The organism is Streptomyces sp. NPDC031365 (assembly GCF_055569765.1).
In genome coordinates, this window is the sequence record NZ_JBVIIM010000028.1 from 76,896 (window position 1) to 90,183 (window position 13,288).

6 protein-coding genes are annotated in these 13,288 nt (G+C 73.8%); 3 read left to right on the forward strand and 3 right to left on the reverse strand.

Going from position 1 to position 13,288, the window contains the following annotated elements:
• Window positions 1-756: 756 nt before the first annotated feature.
• Window positions 757-2,091, reverse strand: a complete 1,335-nt coding sequence (gene gabT, locus ACZ5C2_RS31160; RefSeq protein ID WP_468798880.1) for a 4-aminobutyrate--2-oxoglutarate transaminase — start codon at window positions 2,089-2,091, stop codon at window positions 757-759.
• A gap of 342 nt (window positions 2,092-2,433) precedes the next feature.
• Here gabT and ACZ5C2_RS31165 point away from each other — a divergent pair, with 342 nt between their 5' ends.
• From ACZ5C2_RS31165 to ACZ5C2_RS31175, 3 genes are all read left to right on the forward strand, one after another.
• Complete coding sequence (locus ACZ5C2_RS31165) at window positions 2,434-4,869, forward strand: ATP/GTP-binding protein (protein WP_468798882.1); 2,436 nt, start codon at window positions 2,434-2,436, stop codon at window positions 4,867-4,869.
• Between the two features lie 122 nt (window positions 4,870-4,991).
• Window positions 4,992-6,554: a PucR family transcriptional regulator gene (locus tag ACZ5C2_RS31170; RefSeq protein WP_468798884.1), complete on the forward strand. Its 1,563-nt coding sequence runs from the start codon at window positions 4,992-4,994 to the stop codon at window positions 6,552-6,554.
• Between the two features lie 605 nt (window positions 6,555-7,159).
• Window positions 7,160-8,605, forward strand: a complete 1,446-nt coding sequence (locus tag ACZ5C2_RS31175) for an aldehyde dehydrogenase family protein (protein ID WP_468798886.1) — start codon at window positions 7,160-7,162, stop codon at window positions 8,603-8,605.
• A 148-nt stretch (window positions 8,606-8,753) separates the two neighbouring features.
• Here ACZ5C2_RS31175 and cobT read toward each other — a convergent pair whose 3' ends face one another.
• Both cobT and ACZ5C2_RS31185 read right to left on the reverse strand, forming a co-directional pair.
• Window positions 8,754-9,911, reverse strand: coding sequence for a nicotinate-nucleotide--dimethylbenzimidazole phosphoribosyltransferase (cobT, locus tag ACZ5C2_RS31180; protein ID WP_468798918.1), 1,158 nt, complete (start codon window positions 9,909-9,911; stop codon window positions 8,754-8,756).
• 500 nt (window positions 9,912-10,411) lie between these two features.
• On the reverse strand, window positions 10,412-13,252 hold the full coding sequence (locus ACZ5C2_RS31185) for a glycoside hydrolase family 3 C-terminal domain-containing protein (RefSeq protein WP_468798888.1): 2,841 nt from the start codon (window positions 13,250-13,252) through the stop codon (window positions 10,412-10,414).
• Window positions 13,253-13,288: the final 36 nt, after the last annotated feature.

A 13,288-nucleotide genomic window follows, 5' to 3' on the forward strand; every position in this document is an offset into this window, starting at 1 on the left:
GGGCGATCACGTACCCGCACCGCCCGTGAACGGCATACGAAGGGGGCGGGGGCCGTGCACGCCGGAATGCCCTGGCCCGTACCGAGCTCCTGGCGCCGGACGGCAGGTTCGAGGAGACCTCGCCGAGGCCCACCGGTTCACACCCGCCGGCGACCGCGCCGAGAGCGGACATCGGAACCCCGGTCACGGCGCGGGCTGCACGGCCTCGGCCGCGGGTGGGACGGGGAAGCGGAGGCGGAGGTGCTGGTGCGTCAGGCGCTGACCGAGTGCGAGCGGGACCTGCATCCCGCTCACCCGCGCACGCGCGAGGTGCGTGTGCTGCCGGCCCGTATCACCGAGGAGGAGCCCTGCCCGTGAACGCCGAAGGGCCGGCGCAAGGGGGGGCGCGCCGGCCCTTCGGGGAACGGCTTGCCGTGTGGAATGCCCGGACGGCCGTCCGGATCGGAACGCCGCGCGCCCCGGGGGGTTTGGGGCGGGCGACCGTCCGATCGTGAGGAGACCCGAAGCCTGCAGGCCCCGGTTGTGTGTGCGCGGAGGCACTACCAGGTCGAAGCTGGGGAGGCCCCGGCCTGAGCCGCCCGCAGTTCCCTGTGGGCGGGGTGTATCTCTCATCCGCGGAGAAACCTACGGCAGGGGGTGGCCCCGCGACAGGGCCAACGGGCTCCTGTCATCCACCCCGCACACGTTCTTCACACCCTCTGCCGTTCACCGGTGGCGGCGGGCCGGGGCAGGCGGCTCACCTGCCCCGATGCCGGCTCAGATGCGCGCGAACGCCTGCTCGATGATGTCGAGGCCCTCGTTCAGCAGGTCGTCGCCGATGACGAGCGGGGGGAGGAAGCGCAGGACGTTGCCGTACGTGCCGCAGGTCAGGACCAGCAGGCCCTCCTGGTGGCAGGCCCTGGCCAGAGCGGCGGTCGCCTCCGGGTTCGGCTCCTTGGTCGCGCGGTCCTTGACCAGTTCGATGGCGATCATCGCGCCACGGCCGCGGACGTCGCCGATGATGTCGAACTTCTCGGCCATGGCGGTGAGACGGGCCTTCATCGCCGACTCGATGCGCATCGCCCTGGCGTTGAGGTCCAGCTCCTTCATCGTCTCGATGGCGCCGAGCGCACCCGCGCAGGCCACCGGGTTGCCGCCGTAGGTGCCGCCCAGGCCGCCCACGTGTGCGGCGTCCATGATCTCCGCGCGGCCGGTGACGGCGGCCAGCGGCAGACCACCGGCGATGCCCTTCGCCGTGGTGATCAGGTCCGGGACGATGCCCTCGTCCTCGCAGGCGAACCACTGGCCGGTACGGCAGAAGCCCGACTGGATCTCGTCGGCGACGAAGACGATGCCGTTGTCCTCGGCGAACGTGCGGACCGCGGGCAGGAAGCCCTTCGCCGGCTCGATGAAGCCTCCCTCACCGAGCACCGGCTCGATGATGACCGCGGCCACGTTCTCGGCACCGACCTGCTTGGAGATCTGATCGATGGCCTGCGCGGCTGCCTCCGGACCCGCGTTCTCCGGGCCGGTCGGCCAGCGGTAGCCGTACGCCACAGGAACGCGGTACACCTCGGGCGCGAACGGGCCGAAGCCGTGCTTGTACGGCATGTTCTTCGCGGTCAGCGCCATCGTGAGGTTGGTGCGGCCGTGGTAGCCGTGGTCGAACACGACGACCGCCTGCCGCCTGGTGTACGCACGTGCGATCTTGACGGCGTTCTCGACCGCCTCGGCGCCGCTGTTGAACAGCGCGGACTTCTTGGCGTGGTCGCCCGGGGTCAGCTCGGCGAGCGCTTCGGCGACGGCCACGTACCCCTCGTACGGCGTCACCATGAAGCAGGTGTGCGTGAAGTCGGCGAGCTGGGCGGAGGCACGGCGTACGACGGCCTCGGCGGAGGCGCCGACGGAGGTCACGGCGATGCCGGAACCGAAGTCGATCAGCCGGTTGCCGTCGACGTCCTCGATGATCCCGCCACCGGCCCTGGCGGTGAACACGGGCAGTACGGAGCCCACGCCCTGCGCGACCGCCGCGGTGCGGCGGGCCTGCAACTCCTGCGACTTGGGGCCGGGGATGGCGGTGACGACGCGGCGCTCCTGCGGAAGTGCGGTCATGCGGGGCTCCTGGGGGGTGTTTCGGACACGTGCGTTCTTTTCTCGCAGGCTAGGGCCGCCGATGAGGCCTGGGCATGCTCCATGTGGGCGTTGTGCGGGGCCCCGGCTTGTCCGTCGTGGACATAGCGGGGTGGCGCTGCCCGGGCCGCGGGCAGTCGTGCCTCCCCGCGCCCGGACGAAGCCGGGAGCGGGGAGGGCGGGCGCGGCGGCACCCCGCGAACGCGGGCAGCCGCGGCCCACCCCCTGCCCTCCCACGGCCACGTAAACGGTGGACTCCGTCTGTCGGGGCGTTAGATTGGCTCGCTGATGGAGGATGGCGCGGCTGCTCAGGGGGCAAGGGCGATGGACAGCGACGGTACCCAGGACGCGCGGGGCACGCATGCCCATCCCGTACCCCGCCCCGCGGGGCCGCCGGACGTACCGGCGACGCCGCCACCACCCGGCGTACCCCCCGTACCCGGACAGGCCCCGGGCGTACCCCCCGTACCCGGACAGGCTCCCCGGCCCTCGTCCGCCGTGGCCGCCTGGCTCGACGCGGCCAGGCCGGGCGCCCACCCCGGTATCTGGCGGTTCGGCTACCACCCGCCGAAGCAGGCCACGGAACGGCTCGCACCGGTGACCGTCGCCGGCATGCTCGTCCCGCTCGCCCTCGCGGCCCTTGTCTGGTCGCTCTGGCAGCGCGGCATCACCTCGTACCAGGTCGCCCCCCTGAGGGCCTTCACGCCGGACGACTGGTGGTGGGGCGGCACGGTCATCTCGCCCAAGGTGTTCGAGGGACGGGAGGTGCCGTCCCCGGGGTCGGAAGCCCTCGTGGTCTACGAAGGCGTCTCCTTCGCCGTACTGGCGGTCGCGGTGGCCGTGCTGGGCAGCTGGCGCGCCATCGTCCGCCACTACGTGGGCCGCAGGCCCCAGCCCGCCCGTGCCCTCGTCGCCGCGCTCCTCGCCCTCGTCGCCCTCGGCTTCGTCTTCCCCGACGCGTTCCCGTTCGTCGGATGGTCCCCGGTGCCGGTCGTCGACCCGCTTCTCTCCCTGACGGTCCTGATCACGGACAGTTACAGCCTGATGGCGTCCTCCGTCTTCACGAACACGCTGTACGCGGTCGTCACGCTGCTCGTGGTGTGGCCGTTCGCCCGCCTCGGCGCCTGGCTGCCGTACGCGAAGGAGCTGCTCGCCCGTAGCCGGGGGAGCGCCGCCCCCAGCACCTCCGTGCCCGACCGCCCCCGCTCCCAGTGGCCGGACCTGCGTGAGGCGGGCCAGCACGAGGCGGCCGACCTGCTCACCGCCGAGGTCATCGCCGGCCGTATGAACGACGTCGACTGCACCCGCATCGAGCACGCCTTCGCCGCCGCCCGGCGCGGTGCCACGCCGGGCGCCTTCCGTGACACCGTTCTGCGGCAGGCCGGCGCGGCCTGGACCCACCCCTCCGGCGCCCGGGACCTGCCGCGCCGGACCGCCCGCCACGACCTGCTCGCCGAACAGGTGCGGATCGGCAGTTGGGTGGCGGCCGAACGCGCCCCGCAGCCGTACCGCGGTGCCGGGGCGGCCCTCGGCCCGGACGTCCTCGGCACCTCGCTGCTCGCCGTCGGCCCCTCCGGATCCGGCAAGACCGCCACCCTGGTCGAGCCGGTGACCGAGGCGCTCGCGCTCCAGGCGCTCACCGGGCGCTGTTCCGTGGTCGCTGTCTCCGCCGCGGGGAACCCGCTCGGCGCGGACGACGCCTTCGACGTGATCGTGCGGATCGGTGACACGTCCTCGGTGTACGACCTCGACCCGTACGCCGAGTCCGACGATCCGGACGAGGCGGCCGGCGTCCTCGCCGAGGCGCTGGCCGGCGACCTCGACACGGTCGGCACGCAGAGCGCCGCCACGACGCTGGCGCAGCTGCTCGGCCCGTTCCGTGCGGTGCACGGCCGCTACCCCGCCCTGCCGGAGCTGCGCGAGCTGCTGGAGGGCGAGGAGAGGGCGCTGACGCCGCTGCGGGAGGCGCTTTCCGCGAGCGGGGACGACGTCATGCGCCGTGAACTCGACGCGCGCGCCCGGCAGACGGGCACGCCGGGCGACACGGGCCGGGCCCTCGCCGACCGGCTCGCTCTGCTCAACCGGCCGGTGTTCGCGGACTTCTTCGGCGGCGGCGGCCCCGGCAGGCCGTTCTCCCTGCGCGCGATCGCCCACCACCCCCTGCGGGTGCGGATCGACCTGCCCGAGCGCGGACACGAGGAGGCCGGCCGCCTCATCACCAGGCTGGTCCTCGCACAGTTCCACGCCGTCGTCCGGGAGGGTCGGCGCGCGCACTTCGCCTGCCTGGTCCTGGACGACGCGACCGGCACGGTCACCGCGGAGTCGGTGCGCCGCATCCAGCGACTGCGCTCACAGAACGCGGGCGTGCTGCTCGCCCTGCGTACCGTCGCCGACGTCCCCGAGGCGCTGCACGGGCCGCTCTACGGGGCCGTGGGCTGCCGTATGGCGTTCTCCGGTGTCACCACCTGGGACGGCAACCGGTTCGCGCAGACCTGGGGCACCGAGTGGGTGGAGACGACGGAGGTCGCCAAGCACACGGTCTTCGCCGACCAGCCGATGACCCGTGCGCTGCACGCGCTGCGCAAGCTGGTGACCGGCAGGCGGGTGACGACGGACGCGGTGACGGTCCGGCAGGTCGAGCGGGAGCGCTGGTCCGCCTCCGAGCTGGCGCACACGGTGCCCGCGGGGCACGCGGTGCTGTCGTTGACGACCGTCAAGGGCGAGCACGCGCCCCCGCTGCTGGTGGACCTGCGGGAGTGAGCCGTCCGGGCAGCCGGTGACCGTACAGTGAGGCAGAATCGACACGGGCCGTTCATACGCGGCGGCCAAAGGATCACCGAGTTCTCACACACCCGACGCAGACCCGAAGGCTCAAGGTCCCGATGCCCCCGACGCTCGCCTCGCTCGTCCACCACTCCGCGCTCAAGCTGACCGTGCGCGCGGGCGAGGACCGCCTCGACGTACCCGTCCGCTGGGCGCACGCCAGTGAACTCGCCGACCCCGTGCCCTACATGGAGGGCGGGGAGCTGCTGCTGATCACCGCGCTCAAACTCGACGCCGAGGACCGGGAGGCGATGCGCCGCTATGTGAAGCGGCTGGCGGGGGCGGGCGTCGTCGGTCTCGGATTCGCCGTCGGCGTCCACTACGAGGACATCCCCGACGCCCTCGTCGACGCGGCACGCGCGGAGGGCCTGCCGCTGCTGGAGGTGCCGCGCCGCACCCCCTTCCTCGCGATCAGCAAGGCCGTGTCCGCCGCCATCGCCGCCGATCAGTACCGCGCGGTGACCGCGGGCTTCGCCGCCCAGCGGGAACTGACACGACAGACGCTGAGCGACGGCCCGGAGGGCCTGCTGGCCGCGCTCGCCGCCCAGGTCGACGGATGGGCCGCGCTCTACGACGCCTCGGGTGCCGTCGTCGCGGCGGCACCGGAGTGGGCGGGGCGGCGCGCCGCACGGCTCACCGCGGACGTGAACCGGCTGCGGGAGCGGCCCGCGCCCGCGTCCTCCGTCGTGGCGGGCCCGGACAACGAGGACCGCGTCGAACTGCACTCCCTCGGCACCGGCCGGCGTCCCCGCGCGGCGCTCGCCGTCGGAACGGCGGCGGCCCCCGGCACCGCCGAGCGGTACGCCGTCCATTCCGCCATCGCGCTGCTCACCCTCACCACGGAACGCTCCCGCTCCCTGCGCGTGGCCGAGCAGCGCATCGGCGCCGCCGTGCTGCGCATGCTGCTCGCCGGGGAACCCGATCACGCCCGCGCGGTGGCCGGGGACCTGTACGGCGGCCTCCTCGACGCGCCCTTCCGGATCATCGTCGCCGTTGGCAGCGAGGCGCACGGTGACGGCCTCGGGGCCCTCGCCGAGACCGCGGATTCCGCCGCTGCCCGCTCGGGGGAGTCGGTGCTGGTCGTGCCGGAGGGGGACCGGCTGGTCGTCCTGGCCGCCGACGGCGGCGCCGCGGTGGCCGCCTGCTGCGACCACGCCGCCGCGCGGGAGGCGGCCCGCAAGGCCGACGAGGACGACCTGGTGATCGGGCTGTCCGCCCCGGCCGGGCCGATCGCCGCGTCCGCCGCCTACAAACAGGCGGAACAGGCGTTGTCGGTGGCCAGGAGGCGGGGCAGGGTGCTGGTGGAGCACGAGCACATGGCCGCCGGGTCCGTGCTGCCGCTGCTCGCCGACGACGCGGTCAGGGCATTCGCCGACGGGCTGCTGCGGGCACTGCGCGAACACGACGCGACCGGCCGCGGCGACCTCGTCGCCTCCCTGCGCGCCTGGCTCTCCCGGCACGGCCAGTGGGACGCCGCGGCCGCCGACCTCGGCGTCCACCGCCACACCCTGCGCTACCGCATGCGCCGCGTCGAGGAGATCCTCGGCCGCTCCCTCGATGATCCGGACGTCCGCATGGAGCTGTGGCTGGCACTCAAGGCGACATCGTCCGAGACCGGCTGAGCGGCGCCGGGGCAGCCCGGCGGACACCGCCCCTCCGCCGCTCCCCTCCCCCGACCGGAGGCCCCCTCCGGCCCCCGGCGGCACGCCCCGTGGCCGTTCTCCGGCTCCTGCACGGATGCGCCAACGGCGGCCCGGGCACGCGGGGCCCGGGCCGGGCGGTCACCTGCCGGTGTGGTCCTCTGGGGCCGTGTGCCGGGCGGTCACTTACCGGTGTGGTCCTACAGGGCCGTGTGCCGGGCGGTCACTTACCGATCTAATCCTCTGGGGCCGTGAGCCGGAACGACCGCCCAGCGGCGCGCCCCTTCCCGGGCCTTGCGCGGTGGCGTCCTCGCGGCCGTCCTCCGGGCCCCGCGCGGATGCCTCGCACTGCGCCCCGGTGGCCGCGTGCGCGGGCCGAACGGCTGCCCGGGGCGTGCCCGTGCGGGGGAGCGGCGCGTCAGCGGTGGCTCCGTGGCCCCGCGTGGTGGTGGCACCGTCTTTGTGCCGATGCGGCGCACTGCTGCCCGGCATCCGGACGTGCCGGACAAGCGCCCGCCCGGCGGCGCGCCCCTACCGTGGACCCAGAAACCCAGTACACCCCCTACGCGGAAGGGCCGGGACTCCCCATGTCTTCCACCCACGCCTTCTGGCTCGCCGGCCGCCAGGCCACCGGCGAGGCCGCCTTCGACGTCACCTCCCCCTGGGACGGCCGGGTCGTCGGCACGGTGAGCGTGCCGTCCGACGCCCAGGTCGAGGAGGCCGTGGCCGCCGCGTACGCCGTACGGGACGAGTTCGCCGCCACGCCCGCCCATGTCCGTGCCGCCGCGCTGGACCATGTCAGCCGGCGCCTCGCCGAGCGCACCGAGGAGATCGCCCGGCTGATCTCCGCCGAGAACGGCAAGCCGGTGAAGTGGGCCCGCGGCGAGGTCGGCCGTGCCGTCTCCGTGTTCCGCTTCGCGTCCGAGGAGGCCCGGCGGTTCAACGGCGGTGAGGCGCAGCGCCTGGACACCGACGCCGGCGGCCAGGGGCGGCTCGCGTTCACCCGCCGCTTCCCCAAGGGCGTCGTCCTCGGCATCGCACCGTTCAACTTCCCGCTGAACCTGTGCGCCCACAAGATCGCCCCGGCGATCGCCGCCGGTGCCCCGATCGTCCTGAAGCCGGCGCCCGCCACGCCCCTGTCCGGACTGCTCCTCGGCGAGTTGCTCGCCGAGACCGGGCTGCCCGTCGGCTCGTGGAGCATCCTCCCGGTCCCCAACGACCGTATGCCAGCCCTCGTCCAGGACGAGCGGCTGCCGGTGATCTCCTTCACCGGCTCGGAGAAGGTGGGCTACGCGATCATGGACTCGGTGCCGCGCAAGCACTGCACCCTGGAGCTGGGCGGCAACGGCGCGGCCGTGGTCCTCGCCGACTTCGCGAGCGACGAGGACCTGGACAGGGCCGCACAGCGCATCGCGACCTTCTCCAACTACCAGGGCGGTCAGTCCTGCATCTCCGTGCAGCGCGTGATCGCCGACGCGTCGGTGTACGACCGGCTGCTGCCGCGCATCGTCGCCGCCGTCGAGGCACAGGTCACCGGCGACCCCAACGATGACGCGACCGATGTCGGCCCGCTGGTCAGCGAGGAGGCCGCACAGCGCGTCGAGGCGTGGGTGCAGGAGGCCGTCGACGCGGGCGCCGCCCTCCTCACCGGCGGCAAGCGCGACGGCGCCTCCTACGCGCCGACCGTGCTCACCGGCGTACCGGCCGATGTGACCCTCTCCTGCGAGGAGGTCTTCGGACCGGTGCTGACCGTGCGGAAGGTGGACGGCGAGGCCGAGGCCTTCGCCGCCGTCAACGACTCCAAGTACGGGCTCCAGGCGGGTGTGTTCACCCACGACCTGCAGACCGCCTTCCGGGCCCACCGCGCCCTGGAGGTCGGCGGCGTGGTCATCGGCGACGTGCCCTCCTACCGCGCCGACCAGATGCCGTACGGCGGCGCCAAGCAGTCCGGTGTGGGCCGCGAGGGCGTGAAGTTCGCGATGGACGACTACACCTACGAGCGCGTGATGGTCCTCACCGGCCTCGCCCTCTGACCCGGCGCTCCCGCGAGGCGGGCCGTCCGGGCGCCGGCGGGCCGGAAGCCGAAGCCTCCCCGGAAACGGGAGGCTTCGGCGTGCCGTGGCAGGGCGGGTGGCGGCCGTCGCGCCGCCGCCTGCCGCCGCTGGGACGGCTCCGGCCGGGTCAGGCCCGTGCTCCCGCCACTCCCGTCGACTCGAACGTCGCCATGTCCCGCAGTGCGCGAACCGCCGACTGGACCAGGGGCAGCGCCAGCACCGCCCCCGTGCCCTCCCCGAGGCGCAGACCCAGATCGATCAGGGGGTGCAGGCCGAGCTGCCGCAAGGCGATCGCATGGCCCGGCTCCACCGAGCGGTGGCCCGCGACGCAGGCGTCCACCGCGGCCGGGGACAGTGCCGTGGCGACCAGGGCCGCCGAGGTGGCGATCACGCCGTCCAGGATGACCGGGATCCGGTGCGCGGCCGCGCCCAGGACGAAGCCCGCGAGGGCCGCGTGTTCCAGGCCGCCGACCGCGGACACGACCCCGACCGGGTCGGCCGGATCCGGGGTGTGCAGGGCCAATGCCCTGCGCACGACGTCCACTTTGCGCAGGAGTGTCTCGTCGTCGATCCCCGCCCCGTGGCCCGTGGCGGCGGCCGGGTCCGCGCCCGTGAACGCCGCGATCAGGGCCGCGGAGGGCGTGGTGTTGCCGATGCCCATGTCGCCGGTCATCAGGCAGCGGCAGCCGTCCGCGATCAGCTCCTCCGCCACCTCGATGCCGGTCTCCAGCGCCCGCGTGGCCTCCTCACGGGTCATCGCCGGGCCCTTGGTGAAGTCCGCCGTGCCGTTGCGGACACGGCGGCGCATCAGCTTGTCCGGCGTGACAACGGGCCAGTCCGGGGAGCGAGTCGCCACCCCGACGTCCACCACGACCACCCGCGCCCCGACCTGTGCCGCCAGGGTGTTCACCGCCGCGCCGGACTCCAGGAAGTTGGCGACCATCTGCGTCGTCACCTCCTGAGGCCAGACGGTGACACCCTGAGCGTGCACGCCGTGGTCGGCGGCGAAGACGGCCACCACGGCCGGTTCGGGCATCGGCGGGGGGCAGGTGCCGGACAGCGCCGCCAGGCGGATCGAGATCTCTTCCAGCCTGCCCAGTGAGCCGGGCGGCTTGGTGAGGTGGCCCTGACGGTCTTCGGCTGCTGCGTACGCCGACGGATCCGCCGGGGTGATGGCGGCCACGGTGCGTTCCAGCAGGCTGCCGACGGGGACGGGGACGGGGACGGGGACGGGGACGGGGACGGGGACGGGCGAACGTGTCGGTTCGGAGCCGGACGACGGCATCACGACGGGAGTCCTTCCGGGTTCGGCGGGGCTCCACGCCGCCGTGACGGACCGCGCCGGAGGACGTCGAGGCGAGTCGCGTCGACACGCGCCCGGTCGCGGGACGGGCGGAATATCCTGGCTCCCGGATCTCGACGTCCGGCGACCGGTGGCGCTGTGCGCGGCCGGTACGGCCCGGACGGCGGCGTCTGTCTCCGGCCTTCCCGGCTGTCGGCTCCCGCCGGCTGCCAGTGGCCTTCGTCGGGAGACGACTCCCCGGTCACAGTGGCGGGCCCGCCCCGGAGTTGGGTCCTGCGACCCGCACCGGAGTTCCTCCGCGTCCGTCCCGCACATACTGACACACGGCGCACACGGGTGACATCACACCCGGACGGCATGACCCGCGGACGCTGTCCACGCCCGGACGGACGGTCCGGGGCGGACGGGACGACCCCTTGAACCCAAGAACTTCGCGAAGTCCGGGTACCGGGCCCCTCCCTGTGCCGGCCGCGTCCGGACCCTCAACCGGAGAAGCCGGCCCGCGCGAGCCGCAGCGGCCCGCGCAGGCGCAGACGCACGTCGTGCACGCCGTCGATGGCGGCGCAAGACGCACGGAGCGTGGTGTAGGCGTACGGTCCCGGCGTGGGCGCCCCGGGGGACAGCGCGGCAAGCACCGGGCCGCCGTCGAGTGAGAACTCGACCGTGCCGCCGCCGGACACGTCCACCGTCACCTCCGTCACGCCGGAGCCGAAGTCGCAGCCGCGGAAGAGCACTTCGCCGCCCTCTCCGGCCACGGCCGTGACCGAGTCGCCCCCCGCCTTCGTCCGGTCGACGATCTCGGTGCCGCTCTGCTCGTCGAAGTCGACGGCGTCCAGGCCGCGTTCGACGACGGGACGCGGGGCGGCCGGCTCACCCTCCAGCGTGACGGTGGTCCGGACCCGTAGGTCCTCGCTGGAGGCACCCACCAGCAGTTCGTACGCCCCCGGCTCCACCCGCCACCGGCCGGCCGCCACGTCCCAGAACGCGAAGGCGGACAGTGGCAGGACGAAGGACAGCCCGGCCGTCTCCCCGGGCGCCAGCGTCACCCGCCGGTGGGCCAGCAGCTCGCGGCGCGGACGCGGGACCGACGGGTCCACGGCCCGCGCGTAGAGCTGGGGCACCTCGTCGGCTGTCACGTCACTGGTGTTGGTCACCGTGAACCCGGCACGCACCGTCGAGTCGACGATCCGGGTCGTCACCTCCCCGTAGGAGAAGGACGCGTAGGAACAGCCGTGTCCGAACGGGAACAGCGGTGTGCCCTCGAAGTACAGATAGGTCTGCCGGGAGCCGATCACGTCGTAGTCGAGGAGGTCCGGCAGGTCGGCGTCGTCGGCGTACCAGGTCTGCGGCAGCCGGCCCGCGGGGGAGACGTCACCGGCGAGCACCCGGGCCAGGGCGGTGCCCGCGGCCTGGCCACCGTGCGCGGTCCACAGCATCGCCGGGAGGTCCGCCGGGTCCACCGCGTACGGGTAGGCCGAGACCAGCGCCAGCACCGTGTTCGGGTTGGCGGCGCGGGCCGCGCCCAGCAGCAGTTCCTGCTGGGCGGGCAGGCGCAGCGTCGTGCGGTCCTCGGTCTCGCGCCCGTTGATGTGCGGATCGTTGCCCGCGACCACCACGACCACGTCGGCCCGGGCGGCGGCGCGCGTCACCGCGTCCTCCCCGCGCTCGGTGACGACCAGCTCGAAGACCTCGGGACGCTCCTCGGCAACCTTCACGCCGTCGGCGGCGACCTGCACATGGCGTCCCGTCCCCACATGCCGCAGGAGGTGACCGTCCCCGTGCGGTTCCAGCCGGAACGTCTCCTGCACGACCCAGCCGCCCGGCTGGTCGGCGGAGGCACGCACGTACCCGTCCTCGGCGACCGAGAGATAACGGCCGTCGGGTGCGCGCAGAGTGAGCACGCCCTCGCCCCAGTCGACCAGGGCCAGTTCGGTACCGGACGCCCTCGCGGTGAGCGGCGGCAGATCGGTACGTCCCGCCAGCAGCGCAGGGTCGAGGGCGCCCTCGGCACCGCGCGCCGCACCTGGGGCATCCGGCGCGGGCGGGACGTGCAGGAACGTGCCGTCGGAGGTCTTCAGCAGGACGCGGTCCACCCCCTCGGCGAACTCCACGCGGTCGGCGCCGAACCGTTCGTAGAGACCTTCCAGCGGGGTGGAGCGGTGGAGGAGGCTGCCGCTGTACCAGTCGAGCTTGCACTCGTCGGCGAGCAGCCCGACGACCGCGACGCGGGTGCCCGGGGCGAGCGGCAGCAGGCCGTCGTTCTTGAGCAGGACGACCGCCTGCTCGGCGGCCTCCTGGGCGAGTGCCCGGTGCTCCGGGGTGTCGAAGGCCTCTTCCCCGGCGTACGGGTCCGCGCCCGGTTCGAACTCGCCGAGCCGGAACCGCACCGAGAGCTGACGGCGGACGGCCGCGTCGATGTCCGCCTCCGTCAGCAGCCCCTGTTCCAGGGCGCCCCTGACCCGCCCGATGATGACGGAACTGTCCGTGCCGTGGTCGGTGAAGCTGTCGACACCGGCCCGCAGCGCCGCCGCGGTGGCCTCCTCGTGGGTGTCGAAGTAGTGCTCGGAGTCGACCAGGTTGGACGGCGCGCCGGCGTCCGAGCAGACCAGCAGGTCCTGTTCGCTCCAGGCGCGCAACTGCTCGCCCAGATACGGCGACACGTGGTTGGGGCGGCCGTTGACCAGGTTGTACGCCGGCATCACCCCGGCCACGGTGCCCGCCTCGACCGTCTCCCGGAAGGCGCGCAGGTCGTACTCGTGCAGCACGCGCGGGCGCACGGAGCTGGAGGAGGTGTCGCGGTCCGTCTCGTTGTTGTGTGCCAGCCAGTGCTTGAGCACGGGCGCCGTGCGCCAGTACGCCGGATGGTTGCCGCGCAGGCCCAGCGTGTAGGCCGTGGCGATCGCCGAGGTGAGCTTCGGGTCCTCCGAGTACCCCTCCTCGTTGCGGCCCCACAGGGGGTGGCGCAGCAGGTTGACGGTCGGGGCCCAGACGTTGAGGCCGACGCGCTCGTCCCGCGCGCGCATCGCACGCGCCTCCCGGGAGACCGCCTCGCCCACCCGGCGCACCAGCTCCTGGTTCCAGGTCGCACCCAGGCCGACGGCCTGGGGGAACACCGTCGCCGGGCCCATCCAGGCGACCCCGTGCAGAGCCTCCTGGCCGGTGCGGAAGGCGGCGATACCCAGGCGCTCGACAGCCGGCCCGAACTGGTGCAGGAATCCGGTCTTCTCGTCCAGGGTGAGCCGCGACAGAAGGTCGTCGATGCGCTTCGCGAGGGGCAGCCCCGTGTCGCGGAAAGGCGGCGTAGGCGGCGTATGTGCGGTCACGTGGGTTCCCCTCGGGATGGAGCGGCGAAGCACTTT

Bases quoted from the DNA above. Each gene is read 5' to 3' on its own strand.
- gabT (WP_468798880.1), bottom strand. From the start codon at position 2,091: ATGACCGCACTTCCGCAGGAGCGCCGCGTCGTCACCGCCATCCCCGGC.
- ACZ5C2_RS31165 (WP_468798882.1), top strand. From the start codon at position 2,434: ATGGACAGCGACGGTACCCAGGACGCGCGGGGCACGCATGCCCATCCC.
- ACZ5C2_RS31170 (WP_468798884.1), top strand. From the start codon at position 4,992: ATGCCCCCGACGCTCGCCTCGCTCGTCCACCACTCCGCGCTCAAGCTG.
- ACZ5C2_RS31175 (WP_468798886.1), top strand. From the start codon at position 7,160: ATGTCTTCCACCCACGCCTTCTGGCTCGCCGGCCGCCAGGCCACCGGC.
- cobT (WP_468798918.1), bottom strand. From the start codon at position 9,911: ATGCCGTCGTCCGGCTCCGAACCGACACGTTCGCCCGTCCCCGTCCCC.